Here is a 15,263-nt window from a genome sequence, read left to right on the forward strand (position 1 = left end):
GTAAAATTTGCAAATCGCAATAATTTCCACATTTTCAATCTTACCTAAAATCTCAAATTTCATTACTTATAAAAAATCCCAATTTTTTCCTTTTAACTTTTAACTTTTTCCTTGATCGGTTGTAGCCAACTCAGCGCGGCTTGGGTGTTGGGATGATCATTGCCGAGGGTTTGCTGATAAATCTGAATCGCTCTCTGGATCAAGGTCATTGCTTCGGAATGTCTTTGCGTTTGATGATAAAACACTGCGAGATTAAACAAACTTCCAGCGACAGAGGGATGGCGATCGCCTAACAGTTCTTGCCTCAAAGCGAGGGCTTGTTGAAAGAGTTGTTCGGCTGCTTCATATCTCCCTTGCGAATAGTAAAGCAATGCGAGGTTATTGAGACTATCTGCGACATTAGGATGGAGATCGCCTAAAAGTTCTTGCCACAAAGCGAGGGCTTGTTGATAGAGTGGTTCGGCTGCTTCATATCTCCCTTGTGAACGATACAACTCTGCGAGGTTGTTGAGACTGGTTGCGACATCGGGATGGCGATCGCCTAAAAGTTCTTGCCTCAATGCGAGGGCTTGTTGTAAGAGCGGTTCGGCTGCTTCATATCTGCCTTGCGAATCGTACAACGCTGCGAGGTTGTTGAGACTGGTGGCGACAGAGGGATGGCGATCGCCTAAAAGTTCTTGCCTCAAAGCGAGGGCTTGTTGATAGAGAGGTTCGGCTGCTTCATATCTGCCTTGCGAATCGTACAACGCTGCGAGGTTGTTGAGACTGGTGGCGACAGAGGGATGGCGATCGCCTAACAGTTCTTGACTCAAAGCGAGGGCTTGTTGACAGAGCGGTTCGGCGGCTTCATATCTGCCTTGCGAATCGTACAACGCTGCGAGGTTGTTGAGACTGGTGGCGACAGAGGGATGGCGATCGCCTAACAGTTCTTGACTCAAAGCGAGGGCTTGTTGATAGAGCGGTTCGGCTGCTTCATATCTGCCTTGGGACTTGTACAGCAATGCGAGGTTATTGAGACTAGTGGCGACAGAGGGATGGCGATCGCCTAACAGTTCTTGCCTCAAAGCGAGGGCTTGTTGATAGAGCGGTTCGGCTGCTTCATATCTGCCTTGGGACTTGTACAGCAATGCGAGGTTATTGAGACTAGTGGCGACATCGGGATGGCGATCACCTAACCTTTCTCTTACGGAAATCAAACGTCTTTGCCAATGATCTTCGGCTAAGGCGTAAAGTCCTTGTCCTTCATAGAACCACGCGATTCCTGTAAATGCCCAACCCAAATCTTCTTCAGGATTGGGAATATCATCGAGCATTTCACGACTCAACATATCTAAATGCGGAATCGCAGGAGCTACTGCGGCAACCTGATCTCGCGTTGGTGATTGGGGGATTTGTTTGGCTTTGTTGAGCAAACTGATTACAAAGGTTTCCTGAAATAGGCGATTGGTATCCGAGTCTTGAGCGAGTTTCCATTGCAAAAACTCCCTAGTCAGCGAATGCATTGCAAATCTCGTGCGTTCCTGATCCACAGCCTTGAGCAGATACAAATTATTAAGCTGCTTTCTTCCCTCCCGCAGATCCGCCACCTCGATTAAATTTGCTGCAATCTCCTCCACTAAACCCCAAGCAATATCCGCAGGAGCAAACAACCCCAACAACATCGCCACCTTGCCCGTACTCGCGCTCAACTCCTGCCAACTTAACTCAAACGCCGCAATCACACCCCGCGCCGCATTAATTTCTTCCGTTTCCTGCAAAGCCAACGACTCATCGGTAATCTTTAAGCGTTGTTGATAATCGCGCAGCGACAGATCCTCATCCAGTTGCAAATATCGCGCCGCCAACTCCACACCCAAGGGCAAATAACCCAAATCTTTACAAATTGCCTTTGCCTCGTCCTCCTCCCGATTCACCCGCGCCGCGCCCAAAAACTTCCTCAACAACTCCAAAGCCTCAGCCTCAGAGATCACATCCAAAGGAACATCCGCAAATTGCGAACTCAACTTCCGCTTGCGAGTCGTCACCAAAACCTGAAACCGCTCCGCCAATGGTCTTGCCTGTTGCGGAATACTCTTCAGATCCGTCACATCATCCAAAATCACCAATACCTTCCCCGCAGTCGGTGTCCAGTTTTGCCAATACCATTCCGCCTGAGCCTCCACAGTTTGCGACTGCATCACCTCTGGCAAATCCAGATAGCGACTCGCGAAAGTCACCACCGCCTGCGCCAACCCCATCCCCCGCAACGAAAACCAATACCGCGCCGCATATTCCTGTCGATATTCCCAAGCATAGCGCCGCGCTAGTTCGCTCTTGCCCACACCGCCCATGCCCTCCACCGCACAGACACTCACCCCCTGCCCCGCCTGTAACTTGGCATGAATATCTGCAAGCTCCTTCACTCGCCCCACAAAGTTCGGCAAAGCGATGGGTACATTGTCAGGAATGATCTTAGGAGAACTTAACTTTGTCCGCGCTCCTGATTCAGACGAGTTTAGTCAATCATCATCACTTGTCCCAAAATACATTTTTTCGGCAATGTATTGCTTTCCACCCTGCTCAGCCTTTGCCTGAACATTCATGTTGTTATCACCCGTGACATTCTGCACCATATTGCTGTTATCTTGCAGCTTGCCAGCATGGATTTCTTTTGCCAGCACTTTTAACTGTTCGGCAAACTCTGGCTCATCATCTAGCACCACATCTAGATTTTTGGCAATAGTTGAGATTGCAGTGCGATCGCCCTGCTCGGCTTTTGCCAATGCCTCATCCACCTTTGCCGACCTGCCACGCAGCTTATTCCAGATCGCTTGACGCAACTCATCCATCTTCGCGATCGCCTCAGCAGTGAACTTCTTTGCCAATTCACCAGCACCCGACTCGATAAACTTCTGAAAAGCTAAATTTGCGATCGCTCCAGCCGTTAACGTTAAAGGATCTGCCATAGCGGTATTTCTATAACTTAGATAAAACTCATAATAACACTACTTTTAGCCTACAATGGTTAACCAAGCTGAAGGCAATCACATTGATGCTAACTACCGTAAAGATAATAGAACTGAAAGTCTGATATGACGAATTTATGGATTGAAGGTGGTAGTAGGAGCGGCAAAACTAAGGAAATAGTTCAGCGATTTTGTGATTGGGCAGAAACAGATTTTGCTTACCAGTCTAATCCTCAAGCTGCTTCCCAAAAAGTTTTGGTTCTTACCGTCGATTCTCAACAACGTCGAGAACTTAGCGATCGCCTGACAATGGCAGCCCACGGCAGCTATCCCGTCACCGCTATTACCCCCATCAGTTTTTTCCGGGATGAAGTGCGTTTGTTCTGGACATTACTAGTCAAAAAGCTAGATTTCAAAGCTCAGTTTCCCTTACTGCTGAGAGTTGAGAATGAGCAGGAACTAGCAAATAAGCTCTGGAAAAACCGCATGGAAACGGGAACTTTGCTAATGGAAGGAGTTGGACGCGATCGCCTTGTACGCAGATTATTAGACTTGTTTCTATTGGCTGCTTATGGGGGGCGCGAGATTAATGAAATTCCTGCCATTTTAAATGCTGGTATTGAGACTAATGCGATTGATAATCTTGAAGATACTGAGAATAAAATATTAGAACAATGGCAAGAAATTGGTGAAGCTTTACTAGAGTGGCGCAAATATTGCTGGGATCGAGGCTTACTTACCTATGGAATCATCACGGATTTATTCGCTCATTACTTGCTTCCTAATCCTCAATATCAACGGAAGCTCAAAGAGAGATTTCGATATATAATTGTCGATCGCGCCGATGAGATGCCAGCGATCGCCTGTGATTTATGTAAGTTTCTGATTGAGAATGGGGCGATTGGAATGTTTACTTTTAATCCTGATGGATCGGCAAGGTTGGGATTAGGAGCCGATCCTGAATATTGGCAAGAACTCAAATCTGAATGCGAAATCATCAATTTACCCCATGCTGATAACACCTTGGGTGCTGAAGTCGCTGAATCAGTTCTACAAGTCGTTAACGAACCAATTTTACAATTTATCGAACCCTACGCTAACATTCGTTCCATTGAATCGGTTTCACGGGCTAAGCTATTCCGCAATGTTGCCGAAACGATTGCGGAAGCGATCGCCTCTGGTGAAGTCAAAGCTAGTGACATTGCCATATTTGTCCCTGGTCTTGATAACATCGCCAAATATGCGATCACCGAAATTCTCCGTAAAAAAAATATTAGTATTGAATCTCTCGATGATCAACGCCCCCTGTCTTCCTCTGCACAAGTACGATCTCTGCTAACTCTACTCGCCTTAGTTTATCCCCATCTTGGCAACTTGATTAGTCGGGATCACATTGCCGAAATGCTAGTGGTTTTAACCGATGAGATCGATCCTGTCCGTGCTGGTTTGCTTGCTCAATACTGCTTTGCGCCCCATCCCGACAATCCCCAACTTCTACCCACCGAAATCTACAATCAATGGAATCGCCTCGGCTATGCAGCAACTCAAGCCTACGAAAACCTGCGCCAATGGATAGAACAACAATCTCGCACTCTTATACCACCTCTTATACCACTTATACTTATAGATCGGGCAATTAACACCTTTTTTAAACCTCGCAAACCTAGTTATGAGCATACTTCAGTCTTTCAATCCCTAATAGAAACCGCCCAATATTATTGGCAATTCAAACGTCGCCTTGATAGTAACTATGAATATTCTGATGATGATTTTATTCCCGATTTTATCCAACTCATCCGAAAAGAGACTGTCTCCTCTAACCCTTATCTCCCCAGCACTCATCAAAACAGCATTGTCCTTGCCAACATTTTTCAGTACCGCATGGCAAGACTTTTCCATCCTTGGCAATTTTGGTTAGATGCTAGTTCTGATCTGTGGTTACAGGGTGGAACCGCGTCTCTATTCGGTGCGCCACTTTTTCTTAAGGGTTGGAATGGTGAACGATGGACAATCGAGAATCAACGTGAGGCAGATATGCAAAGGTTGCAGCGATTGCTTAGGGATTTACTTGATCGCACAGGCGATCGCTTATATCTCTGTCACAGTGAACTCAGTACTAATGGACAGATCCAAAACGGTGTATTACTTCCACTAATTGAGATTAGCACTACAATATCTTCCTAAAGCAATTGCCAATCAAACAAACCAATAAAGATTTTGAAAGAGTTGCAAAGCAACTCTTTCAAAATCTTTATTGGTTCGGGTTTAAACGTAAAGCTTTGGTATTAGGGTGGGCTGCGCAAAGCGCCGCCTATCCTAAGATTAATATCAATTAATGAAGCAGTAATAGCCCCTGTTTTATGATTAAGACTTACTAGAACAAGAACTACGGGAGTTATTGGTGTCAACGTCTTTATTTGATCAGGCAAGCGAGAGACTAGCCGATGCGATCGCCCATGTGAATATTTCTGAAGATGCGATCGAGCGATTAAAATCTCCGAAAGCAAGTTTGCAGGTTTCTATTCCAGTGAGAATGGATGATGGAACCTTGAAAGTTTTTCAAGGCTATCGAGTGCGCTACAACGATTTGCGGGGACCTACTAAAGGAGGAATTCGCTTCCATCCTAGTGTAAATATGGATGAAGTAAAGTCCTTAGCATTTTGGATGACATTTAAATGTGCAGCGGTAAATTTACCTTTTGGCGGCGCAAAGGGGGGGGTGGCAGTCGATCCAAAGCAGTTATCCAAGTTTGAATTAGAACGACTCAGTCGTGGCTATATCGATGCGATCGCTGATTTTATCGGTGCAGATGTGGATATTCCTGCGCCTGATGTACAGACCAATCAGACGATTATGGGATGGATGGTGGATGAGTATAGCAATATTCAACGACGGCTCTGTCCTGCGTCAATTACAGGCAAGCCGATCGCGATGGGCGGTAGTCTGGGACGCGAAACCGCAACAGGATTAGGAGCTTTTTTTGCGATTGAAACTTTGCTGCCATTATTAAAAATGCAACGTGAAAGGACAACCGTGGCGGTACAAGGCTTTGGAAATGTAGGTGCAGCGATCGCTGATCTGTTGAGCAAGGCAGGTTACAAAGTTGTGGCGGTCAGTGATTCTAAGGGTGGGATTTATGCTAAGCAAGGGCTAGATGTACCAAGCATCATTAGTTATAAAAATTCGGCTCGTAGCTTTCAGGCTGTGTACTGTCAGGATTCAGTTTGTAATATTGTCGAACATCAAATCATTACCAATGAAGAATTGCTCAAACTAGATGTCGATATCCTGATTCCTGCGGCGCTAGAAAATCAAATCACAGAACATAATGCTCACGAGATCCACGCTAAATATATTTTCGAGATTGCCAATGGACCAGTCACACCTGCGGCGGATGCAATTTTAGAAAAACGCGGAATCATGGTATTCCCTGACATTTTAGTGAACGCAGGTGGTGTCACCGTCAGTTATTTTGAATGGGTACAAAATCGCAGTGGCTTGTATTGGACAATCGAGGAAGTAAACGATCGCCTCAAACACAGCATGATTGCCGAAACCCTAAGGATTTGGAAGATAGCTGACCAAAAACAAATCTCCATGCGAACCGCAGCCTATGTCCATGCCTTGACACGCCTCAGTGAAGCGATCGACGCTAAAGGTACAAGGGCTTATTACGCTCAGTAAAACTAGGGGCAAAGCCCCTAGTTTTACTGATATTGTTTCGGTTTTAAGTGCAAAGCGCTGTAGAAATACTTTCGCGATCGCTTCGGTTATCCGAAGCTTGTAATCTCAACAGTCGGGTAATATATACTTGTAGTCCAAAATCGTATTAAATATCACGTTTGGCGCATCCCCTGTTTTAACTGCATTCGGTAGCTATGTTTAACCTAAAAAACCTGATTGGCGATCCTAATAAGCGTAAGCTTGACAAACTCCGTCCCGAAGTGGCTCTCATTAACTCCCTAGCCCCAGAGTTAGCGGTGCTAAGCGATCGCGAATTGCAAGGAAAAACAGGAGAGTTTAAACAGCGTCTCGAAAACGGGGAACCACTCGATGACCTCCTACCTGAAGCCTTTGCTGTTGTCCGTGAGGCTGCTACCCGCGTTTTAGGCTTGCGTCATTATGATGTGCAGATGCTCGGCGGTATGGTACTGCATCGGGGTGAAATAGCCGAAATGAAAACTGGGGAAGGCAAAACTCTCGTCGCCACATTGCCCAGCTATCTCAATGCCCTCTCAGGTAAAGGCGTTCACGTAGTTACCGTTAACGATTACCTCGCCCGTCGTGACGCAGAATGGATGGGGCAGGTGCATCGCTTTTTGGGGATGTCCGTCGGCTTGATTCAAAACTCCATGGAGCCAATCGAGCGACGTAAAAACTACAGCTGTGATATCACCTACGCTACCAATAGTGAACTCGGTTTTGATTATTTACGTGACAACATGGCGACTAGCATCGAAGAAGTGGTGCAGCGTCCCTTTAATTTCTGTGTAATTGACGAAGTTGACTCGATCTTGATTGATGAAGCCCGTACCCCCCTAATTATTTCAGGCATGGTCGAGCGTCCGACGGAAAAATACATCGGCGCGGTAACAATCGCTGATCAATTGCAAAAAGAAACCCACTACGAAGTTGACGAAAAGCAACGCAACGTGGTCATGACCGATGAAGGTTTTGAACTTGCCGAAAAACTACTCGGCGTTACGGACTTATTTGATCAAGCTGATCCTTGGGCGCACTATGTATTTAATGCATTGAAAGCCAAGGAATTATTCCTCAAAGATGTCAACTACATCGTGCGCGATGGCGAAGTGACGATCGTTGATGAGTTTACAGGTCGTGTTATGCCTGGTCGTCGTTGGAGTGATGGATTACACCAAGCGATCGAAGCGAAAGAAGGTGTAGATATTGAGAATGAAACCCAAACTCTGGCAACCATTACCTATCAAAACTTCTTCCTACTTTATCCAAAGCTTGGCGGCATGACTGGTACAGCCAAAACCGAAGAAGCCGAACTTGGCAAGATTTACAATCTTGAAGTTACGACCATGCCCACCAATCGCAAGAGTGGACGTAGCGACTGGTCAGATGTAGTTTATAAGACTGAAGCTGCTAAATGGCGAGCCGTTGCCGAGGAATGTCGCGAAATGCATGAAACAGGTCGCCCCGTTTTGATCGGCACTACCAGTGTGGAGAAATCTGAAGTTCTCTCACGATTGCTGAGCGAAAAAGATATTCCTCACAATCTGTTAAATGCGAAACCAGAGAATGTGGAACGAGAAGCAGAAATCGTTGCTCAAGCAGGACGCAAAGGCTCCATCACGATCGCCACCAATATGGCAGGTCGAGGTACAGACATTATCCTTGGCGGTAATGCGGACTATATGGCGCGTCTGAAGGTACGTGAAAGCTTCATGCCGATGATTGTCCGTCCTGAAGATGACGATGACTTCACCAATGAAGGTCAGCGCATGTTTAGCGATCGCCCTCAAAAAGGACAAGGATTCGGTACAACGGATGGCAAGAAGAAAAAGACTTGGAAAGTATCCGATAGTCTCTATCCTTGCGATCTCTCCAAAGATGCTCAGAACATGCTCAAAGAAGCTGTAGATTTTGCGGTTGAGAAGTTGGGTCGCATGAGTCAATCGGAGTTGGAAGCAGAAGACATGCTTGCAATTGCTTCCGAGAAAGCACCTACTGATAATGAAGTCATCCAAAAACTTCGTGATGCGTTCACTTTGATCAAACGCGAATATGAAGAAGTCACCGATGCTGAGCATGAGCAGGTAACAAAACTTGGTGGCTTGCATGTCATCGGCACTGAGCGTCACGAATCTCGTCGTGTGGATAATCAGTTGCGCGGTCGTTGCGGTCGTCAAGGTGACCCAGGCTCGACAAGATTTTTCCTCAGCCTTGAAGATAACCTGATGCGGATTTTCGCTGGCGATCGCGTGGCAGGCTTGATGAATGCCTTCCGTGTTGAAGAGGATATGCCGATCAGTTCGGGAATGCTCACCAGCGCTTTAGAAAACGCTCAGAAGAAAGTAGAAACCTACTATTACGACATTCGTAAACAGGTGTTTGAATACGATGAAGTGATGAACAATCAGCGTCGTGCCATTTACGCTGAGCGTCGTCGCGTGTTGGAGGGTGAAAACTTACGCGATCGCGTGATTGAGTATGCCGAGCGCACGATGGACGATATCGTCAATGCCTATGTGAATCCAGAGCTTCCCCCTGAAGAATGGAACCTCGTCGCGATGGTGAAAAAGGTGAAAGAGTTTGTGAACCTCCTTCAAGATCTTGAACCCGATCAGCTTGATGATATGTTCTTACCAGAGATGCAAGCTTTCTTGCGGGAAGAAGTTCGCCGCGCCTACGAAATTAAAGAAGCACAGGTGGAATCATTACAAGTTGGCTTAATGCGTCAAGCTGAAAGGTTCTTCATTTTGCAACGGATCGATTCTCTCTGGCGCGATCATTTACAAGCGATGGAAGCTTTGCGTGAATCAGTCGGCTTGCGTGGTTATGGACAAAAAGATCCCCTGATTGAATATAAGAGCGAAGGTTACGAAATCTTCCTAGATATGATGACGCAAATCCGTCGTGATGTTGTCTACTCACTATTCGAGTTCGATCCACGTCCTCAACAACAACCTGAGACCATCGAAGCTGAGTTTGTCTAAAAGCAAAGGGAGTGCAATGCACTCCCTTTGCTACTTTTGGCTTATCGTAGGTTTGACGACAATTCTAGGGAATTGCTCATCGGCGTAGAGACGTGCCGTGCCATGTTAAGCTGCCTCTTGCCTATGAATGGCTGCTTCTATCTCATCAATGTGAGTTTCAGCGTATCGCCATGCGTTTACTAGGTCTGTTGCGGATAGGGTGGGATAGTCTTCGAGGATGTAGGCTTCGCTTGCACCTTGACGTTGAAGGCTCACTAGTAGCCATACGGGTATGCGGGTTTGTCGAATGCAAGCATCTCCACCCATGACTCTGGGATTTTTTTCGATGCCTTGCCATGTATTGCTGAGGCTTTGGACTAGGATTTGGATTGCTTGAGATTTTTCTTCGGGGGTTAGGGCTAGTAGTTGTGGTTGTAGTTCTTTGAGTGTCATGTTATGTGTCCTTTTCTATCGGTAAGTCTCATAAATAGTAAAAGCGATCGCATTTTTTACCATTCTCTTCAACTTTTCCCAAATATCTTAGGCTAATGAGAAAACGTCAATGGCGATCACCTATTCATTGCTAATTAGCAGAGATTTTCTAAATCTGCCAAGTCTTGCAGTCTGCCAGATGCTAGTTTGTTCCTTTTAAGATTATCAAGATCGATGAATTTAACGGCTATATCGTCAAGCATTACTTCTATTTTCGATTCATAACAGGTCTGGAAGTCAATGCCATCTGGACTGGTGATTAAGTCAATGCGATTAGGTGGATAACCAAGTTGAATGATTTGATGCGGTTCTTGAAAGTCTTGGGCAGTTAGTCCTAAGCTACCGAAGCCAAATTCTGTTAATGCGGCAATTATTTTTTGTGAGTTTTCTTCGCTGATTTCTATCCAAATATCGATGTCTTTGGTGTATCGTGGATGTCCATGTATAGCGACTGCATAGCCGCCAATGACTAAATAGTTAACTTGGTTGTCGTTTAATAATTGTATAAACTCTTTGAAGTCTTGGTTGAGCATTGTATTTGTATTGATGATATTCTTGGCGAATTTGTTCGAGAGTTTCTAGGCGTGTCTGGGGTGTTTGTTGTTGCCAGTATTGAAAATCACTGACTTGTTGTTTGATGTTAGTTTTAATGATTACTTTTTCCATGTTGTTTCTCTTTGTTTTAGTCTTCTTATTCTATCGGTAAGTCTCGTAAGTAGTATAAGCGATCGCCTTTTCTCCCATCACTCCTAATCCTTCCCAAATATCCCGCCAATGGTGAAAAAAATCAGGTTCTAGAATTAGGTGGCGTAGTTATAAACGGGTGTCTGAATTACACGCTTTGGTTCTTGACCATCCAAAATAATTTGTTGTAACAACATCACAGTTGATGGCGCAAAGAATTGTTCTCCTGCTTCTTCATTTATGCGAGCAGGAACGTTCTCAATCAGGATGAATTTGCCGTTTAGTTCTAATGAGTAGGTTACGCGCTTTTCGACAAGTTGTTCTTGATTATTATTCATTGTTTGTTCTCCTTACTGTGAAATCGTTATTCCATTTATTCGGATCGGGTTCATATACTGTGATGATTTTAACCAAAGCGCGGCTAGGATAGCTGGTTTGGATATGAATTGCTCTACCAGTTTGAGTTATGCCACAAATGAGTCAGCTAGGAGCGTATTTGTCGTTAGGATAGTCTTCGATAATCTGACCGTTAGCGATCGCTTCTACTATCTCATGCAAACGAATTTGGTGAATAATGGATTGATCGACGGCATGTTTAGAAAACTCATATTGTTCGTTGGCAATTTTGGTCTGAATATCTTCAATCATAGGCATGAGTAAATATTGAGTAGTATTTTAAGTAGATAAGTCTCGCAGTTAGTAAAAGCGATCGCCTTTTTCTCCATCACTCTTATCTCTTCCCAAATATCTTAGGCTAATGAGAAAATATTAATCCCATATACGTGAAACTGGATAAGAATCAAAAGCGGTATCTTTGCTTACTAAGTTGAAGGAATAGTTTATTGCTTGGGCAATTAATATGCGATCAAATGGATCTCGATGTTTTATAGGTGTGTTTGGTAATGGAAGACTGGAATATATCTCAATATCCCTAATTGTAATTGGTAGAATTTGGATATTCATATATTGAAGTTCTATTGGTAATGCTTCAATAGGTCGATTGATTTGCAGTTTACCAATATTAATTTTAATGGAAATTTCCCAAAGACTGACAATACTAAAGTGCAGTCCATTCCGCCCATCTACGATTGCTTTTGCTTTGGTACTAAGTTTAGGATCTTCGCTCAAGTACCATAAAATTAAGTGTGTATCTAGAATATATTTCATTTTACATATATTCCTCTAGTTCTTCCAATGGTTCATCAAAATCACTTGACATAAAAATTTGACCAGCCCAACTACCATAGCCATGCTGTTGTTTTGTAGGTTGCTCATCAACGGTTTTGGCTATTGGATATTTGTTAAGTAGATATTCTGCATAATGCAAAAGTTCTGTTTTGAGTGTGTCTGGCATATTGATGACAACTTGCCATAAGGCGGTATCGGTATTCATAATTTCTCCTTTTTATGGTTCACTAAAAATATATTAACTTGCCAAGTCTCTCAGATAGTAAAAGCGATCGCACTTTTTCCCTTTCTCTTCAACTCTTCCCAAATATCCCGCGAACGGTGAAGTTTGTTTCTATTATTTCCGTCAAACAAATGATTCAACAAGCATAGAGTCCAAAAAGATAATCTGACTCATTAGATAGAAAGACCTTCAACAGATTCAATTATTTTCAAAGTTTCCTTCTGCTCATCTGCACTATCTAAAACAGCCAATGTTGAAAATAATTGACTGATTCTTTGTCGTCTGATACTTTGTCTTTCTGGATTGCTACTATTAATTTCACTCATTGCAACATCCCAAGCACTTGCCGATGAAGATTTTGTAATTCGCTGTTGATGAAAAAAATGTACAAAATCTAATAACGCAGGAATGTATTCTTCGGGAGTTTGTGCGATCACATCTAATAGTTCAAGCCTTTGTTTAGTTAACATGTACAAATCCTCCAACCAATACACTGAAATATTTGAGTTTACTAAATATTTTAGCAATACTCTCAATGCAATTGCCCTACTCACAAATCTGTAAAAAATCAGCTAGGAGCGATCTCATTCTGCAACAATCGTAACTTGACCTTTACTCGCAGAATCCAGAACTACTAAAAGCTTTGCGGCTAAAGGTTTGAGCGCCGCTAAACTATTTGACGGTGCTTGCAAAACCACTACAGCAATATCAAATTGTGGCAAATTCTGTTGAAAAGACAAATTGCGATCAACCGTCACAAATACATCAAATTCCTCTACAGCAAGAGCTAAAAGCTTTCCGTTTTTTACGCCTGCCCATCCCATCTGCGGAACTGTTTTTACTTCATAGCCAATGATTTCTCTAGCAAATCGGCGATCAATACATTCATCCAAAAGAATCCTCATATTAAGCAGCCACACTCAACAAACTTCTTCCTAGCTCTTCCAAAAAGTAAATAACCTGTTCTCTCGTTACAGTCGGAAATCCATCCAAAAAATCATCAATCGATTCTCCCGCCTTGAGATAATCCAAAAGTGTCTGCACGGGAACTCTGGTATTTGTAAATACAGCCGTACCACCCATAACATCGGTCGATCTACTAATAAACTTTGAGTCTCTAAACATAAATTTGTGATATTTAGATATATTTAATATTCTAGCAACTATTGATATTGCGATCGCCACACTCATAAACCTATCAGCAAGTAAAAGGCAATCGTCTATGCCGAGAATCATTAGGCAGTGTCATAATATAAAGCATCGTAACCAATGCGATCGCTGAAGGTAAATTTTATGAACGCTAAACTGATTAATGGACAAACTAAGCTATCTATTAACGTCTTAGTCAAAAATGAAAAAGATGGCAGAGTCAGCGCTAGAGTCTTAGGATTACCTGAATATAGCGTTACTAGCAGCGATCGCAAATCAGCTATTTCTGAATTAGATCGATTAATTACTGCAAACTTATCAGAGAATGAAGTCGTATCTCTAGAACTTGAAATTCCTAGACGAGAACATCCTTGGCAAAAATTTGCAGGAATTTATAAGAATAGTCAGCTATTTGACTCCGTACTAACCAACATTGACTTTCATCGGCATAAACTAGATTCACAAACAAATTCTAAACTTAACAATTGAAGATTGGTCTACTGAAAAATCCTCTTCCTACATCTTCCAGATAATAAATAACATGTTACCTGCTTGACATAAAGAGATATGGATGTTCATGATTCCTCCTATTAGTATTTTCTTTAGAAGTAAATTAATTGGGTAAATCTCGCAAGTAGTAAAAGCGATCGCCATTTTCTCCATTACCCTTAACTCTTCCCAAATATCCCGCCAATGGTGAAGAAAGCTCAATTAAAATCTCATACAGTTCTTTCTCCTCTAGAGAATCGGGATAGTCTGAATTATCGTAAACTCCAGACAAGTACTCGATTCCAAATTCTTTATTAGCCTTTTTTGCTAGGTTAACAATATGAGATCGCAATTTGATTTTACCTTCCACCTTCTGGATATACTCATCAATCTTGCCGTCAATTTGTCCTGCTTGCAAACATTCCTTAAGTTCAAATAGATTGATTGCGCCATCATATTTGGCTTTGAGTTCAACGAGTTTTTGTAATGTCATGGCTTTGATAATATTAAATTTAATTCCTACTTCATCCCTCGATCTAATAGCAGATTCTTTTAGTTGCTTGGAAGGTTCTGCTGCACCGATGATTAATCCAACTGCTAAATGATAATTTTTTAAATGTCTTCTAGCAATTCTATTGAGTTGCTCAGTGGATTCGTCAGGAATTGATTTACCTGCTTTACATTCTCCTGCAACAGGATAAGGTTTTGAGCAAAATAGATCCAGACCACCTGAACCTCCTTTGTATGCCTCTTCAACTGTAAAGCCAAGAAATTCTAAACTTCGTTTAACAATATTTTCAAAGTCTGTACCTGCTTGATAGTTGCTTTTGCCTTTATCTTCTTTAATGCTGCGATTGCCTAAAGTTGTAATAGTTTCAATCCAATCAAGTTTTTTTAGAGATTCTATCTTGCGCTGAAACTCTACTTCTTCTAACATTTTCTGAATTTGGACATCTAGCGGCTCTGGTGGTTCTAGATTTTCAACTTCTCTTTTTCGCTTTTCATAGTTGGAGTCGTCTAAAACAGGTTGCAGTTTGTTGATGTAAATTCTATTCTCTAAGGCTATAAATACTCCTTTTGTACTGTTTTTGATGATGATAGGTGATGGCAGATGATAAACCCGCAGATAGCTAAGCCAAATAAAACCATTTTGCTCTATGGCATTTTGCAAACTTTCTATAGGTATTTGTAGATGTGCTGCGAGTATGTCACATTTATCTTTTTCAGAGAACTGTTGACTTCCCTCACAACGCGCCCATGTGGATATTTTGACTTCACTAGCTGCTGTGTCATTACTGCATAAAGCAAAGTCTTGTTTTGGTCTATTGAAAGATTGAGCATAAATGGCTGTAATACTTCCCGATTCAAGAGAAGACAAAATGCCCGACGGCAGGCGTAATGCAGCAAAAATTGTTGCTTCTATCATG

The 15,263-nt window shown here is 42.9% G+C and carries 16 protein-coding genes and 1 pseudogene; 4 read left to right on the forward strand and 13 right to left on the reverse strand.

The annotated features are described in order from the left end of the window. Nucleotides 1-92: 92 nt before the first annotated feature. Together ABM313_RS08990 and ABM313_RS08995 are read right to left on the reverse strand one after the other, a co-directional pair. Nucleotides 93-2,411 (reverse strand): tetratricopeptide repeat protein, encoded by a 2,319-nt coding sequence (locus ABM313_RS08990; RefSeq protein WP_434687397.1) that lies wholly within the window; start codon nt 2,409-2,411, stop codon nt 93-95. 87 nt (nt 2,412-2,498) lie between these two features. Continuing rightward, the gene (locus tag ABM313_RS08995; RefSeq protein WP_434687399.1) at nt 2,499-2,945 is read right to left on the reverse strand and encodes a hypothetical protein; all 447 of its coding nucleotides are present in this window, start codon (nt 2,943-2,945) and stop codon (nt 2,499-2,501) included. 126 nt (nt 2,946-3,071) lie between these two features. Here ABM313_RS08995 and ABM313_RS09000 point away from each other — a divergent pair, with 126 nt between their 5' ends. From ABM313_RS09000 to secA, 3 genes are all read left to right on the forward strand, one after another. After that, the gene (locus ABM313_RS09000; RefSeq protein WP_434687400.1) at nt 3,072-5,129 is read left to right on the forward strand and encodes a hypothetical protein; all 2,058 of its coding nucleotides are present in this window, start codon (nt 3,072-3,074) and stop codon (nt 5,127-5,129) included. Between the two features lie 217 nt (nt 5,130-5,346). After that, a complete protein-coding gene (locus ABM313_RS09005; protein WP_434687402.1) occupies nt 5,347-6,630 on the forward strand; it encodes a Glu/Leu/Phe/Val family dehydrogenase in 1,284 nt (427 codons plus the stop codon). Nucleotides 6,631-6,824: 194 nt separating this feature from the next. Then, the gene (gene secA / locus ABM313_RS09010; RefSeq protein ID WP_434687403.1) at nt 6,825-9,632 is read left to right on the forward strand and encodes a preprotein translocase subunit SecA; all 2,808 of its coding nucleotides are present in this window, start codon (nt 6,825-6,827) and stop codon (nt 9,630-9,632) included. A 105-nt stretch (nt 9,633-9,737) separates the two neighbouring features. Here the strand turns inward: secA and ABM313_RS09015 are convergent, their stop codons facing one another. The 10 genes and pseudogenes from ABM313_RS09015 to ABM313_RS09060 all read right to left on the reverse strand — a co-directional run bounded on the left by ABM313_RS09015 (nt 9,738) and on the right by ABM313_RS09060 (nt 13,323). Further along, nucleotides 9,738-10,064 (reverse strand): DUF433 domain-containing protein, encoded by a 327-nt coding sequence (locus tag ABM313_RS09015; protein ID WP_434687405.1) that lies wholly within the window; start codon nt 10,062-10,064, stop codon nt 9,738-9,740. A 134-nt stretch (nt 10,065-10,198) separates the two neighbouring features. Beyond that, nucleotides 10,199-10,636, reverse strand: coding sequence for a DUF6036 family nucleotidyltransferase (locus ABM313_RS09020; protein ID WP_434687407.1), 438 nt, complete (start codon nt 10,634-10,636; stop codon nt 10,199-10,201). Further along, a complete protein-coding gene (locus ABM313_RS09025) occupies nt 10,581-10,769 on the reverse strand; it encodes a hypothetical protein (protein ID WP_434687409.1) in 189 nt (62 codons plus the stop codon). Before ABM313_RS09025 ends, ABM313_RS09020 begins: the two co-directional genes overlap by 56 nt. Nucleotides 10,770-10,903: 134 nt before the next feature. Further along, nucleotides 10,904-11,125 (reverse strand): hypothetical protein, encoded by a 222-nt coding sequence (locus ABM313_RS09030; RefSeq protein WP_434687411.1) that lies wholly within the window; start codon nt 11,123-11,125, stop codon nt 10,904-10,906. Next, a pseudogene (locus tag ABM313_RS09035) lies at nt 11,118-11,435 on the reverse strand (DUF4258 domain-containing protein). The gene ABM313_RS09030 and the pseudogene ABM313_RS09035 overlap by 8 nt, the downstream one beginning before the upstream one ends. Before the next feature lie 120 nt (nt 11,436-11,555). Then, nucleotides 11,556-11,954, reverse strand: coding sequence for a type II toxin-antitoxin system VapC family toxin (locus tag ABM313_RS09040; RefSeq protein ID WP_434687412.1), 399 nt, complete (start codon nt 11,952-11,954; stop codon nt 11,556-11,558). A 1-nt stretch (nt 11,955) separates the two neighbouring features. Continuing rightward, on the reverse strand, nt 11,956-12,180 hold the full coding sequence (gene vapB / locus ABM313_RS09045; protein WP_434687414.1) for a type II toxin-antitoxin system VapB family antitoxin: 225 nt from the start codon (nt 12,178-12,180) through the stop codon (nt 11,956-11,958). 191 nt (nt 12,181-12,371) lie between these two features. Continuing rightward, entirely contained in the window at nt 12,372-12,668 is a 297-nt protein-coding gene (locus ABM313_RS09050; RefSeq protein WP_434687416.1) for a hypothetical protein, read from the reverse strand. A 114-nt stretch (nt 12,669-12,782) separates the two neighbouring features. After that, nucleotides 12,783-13,103: a DUF5615 family PIN-like protein gene (locus ABM313_RS09055; RefSeq protein WP_434687418.1), complete on the reverse strand. Its 321-nt coding sequence runs from the start codon at nt 13,101-13,103 to the stop codon at nt 12,783-12,785. Between the two features lies 1 nt (nt 13,104). Further along, on the reverse strand, nt 13,105-13,323 hold the full coding sequence (locus ABM313_RS09060; protein WP_434687420.1) for a DUF433 domain-containing protein: 219 nt from the start codon (nt 13,321-13,323) through the stop codon (nt 13,105-13,107). Nucleotides 13,324-13,491: 168 nt separating this feature from the next. On the opposite strand from ABM313_RS09060, the gene ABM313_RS09065 reads away from it, so the two are divergent. Next, entirely contained in the window at nt 13,492-13,836 is a 345-nt protein-coding gene (locus ABM313_RS09065) for a hypothetical protein (protein WP_434687422.1), read from the forward strand. Between the two features lie 124 nt (nt 13,837-13,960). Here ABM313_RS09065 and ABM313_RS09070 read toward each other — a convergent pair whose 3' ends face one another. Then, complete coding sequence (locus ABM313_RS09070; RefSeq protein WP_434687423.1) at nt 13,961-15,262, reverse strand: DUF1802 family protein; 1,302 nt, start codon at nt 15,260-15,262, stop codon at nt 13,961-13,963. Between the last annotated feature and the right edge of the window lies 1 nt (nt 15,263).

Source organism: Pseudanabaena minima str. Chao 2107 (genome assembly GCF_051131155.1).
Lineage (GTDB): Bacteria > Cyanobacteriota > Cyanobacteriia > Pseudanabaenales > Pseudanabaenaceae > Pseudanabaena > Pseudanabaena minima.

What these genes read in the sequence shown, in the direction of transcription:
- ABM313_RS08995 (WP_434687399.1), bottom strand. Translation starts at nt 2,945, where the DNA reads ATGGCAGATCCTTTAACGTTAACGGCTGGAGCGATCGCAAATTTAGCT.
- ABM313_RS09000 (WP_434687400.1), top strand. Translation starts at nt 3,072, where the DNA reads ATGACGAATTTATGGATTGAAGGTGGTAGTAGGAGCGGCAAAACTAAG.
- secA (WP_434687403.1), top strand. Translation starts at nt 6,825, where the DNA reads ATGTTTAACCTAAAAAACCTGATTGGCGATCCTAATAAGCGTAAGCTT.
- ABM313_RS09015 (WP_434687405.1), bottom strand. Translation starts at nt 10,064, where the DNA reads ATGACACTCAAAGAACTACAACCACAACTACTAGCCCTAACCCCCGAA.
- ABM313_RS09020 (WP_434687407.1), bottom strand. Translation starts at nt 10,636, where the DNA reads ATGCTCAACCAAGACTTCAAAGAGTTTATACAATTATTAAACGACAAC.
- ABM313_RS09025 (WP_434687409.1), bottom strand. Translation starts at nt 10,769, where the DNA reads ATGGAAAAAGTAATCATTAAAACTAACATCAAACAACAAGTCAGTGAT.
- ABM313_RS09030 (WP_434687411.1), bottom strand. Translation starts at nt 11,125, where the DNA reads ATGAATAATAATCAAGAACAACTTGTCGAAAAGCGCGTAACCTACTCA.
- ABM313_RS09040 (WP_434687412.1), bottom strand. Translation starts at nt 11,954, where the DNA reads ATGAAATATATTCTAGATACACACTTAATTTTATGGTACTTGAGCGAA.
- vapB (WP_434687414.1), bottom strand. Translation starts at nt 12,180, where the DNA reads ATGAATACCGATACCGCCTTATGGCAAGTTGTCATCAATATGCCAGAC.
- ABM313_RS09050 (WP_434687416.1), bottom strand. Translation starts at nt 12,668, where the DNA reads ATGTTAACTAAACAAAGGCTTGAACTATTAGATGTGATCGCACAAACT.
- ABM313_RS09055 (WP_434687418.1), bottom strand. Translation starts at nt 13,103, where the DNA reads ATGAGGATTCTTTTGGATGAATGTATTGATCGCCGATTTGCTAGAGAA.
- ABM313_RS09060 (WP_434687420.1), bottom strand. Translation starts at nt 13,323, where the DNA reads ATGTTTAGAGACTCAAAGTTTATTAGTAGATCGACCGATGTTATGGGT.
- ABM313_RS09065 (WP_434687422.1), top strand. Translation starts at nt 13,492, where the DNA reads ATGAACGCTAAACTGATTAATGGACAAACTAAGCTATCTATTAACGTC.
- ABM313_RS09070 (WP_434687423.1), bottom strand. Translation starts at nt 15,262, where the DNA reads ATGATAGAAGCAACAATTTTTGCTGCATTACGCCTGCCGTCGGGCATT.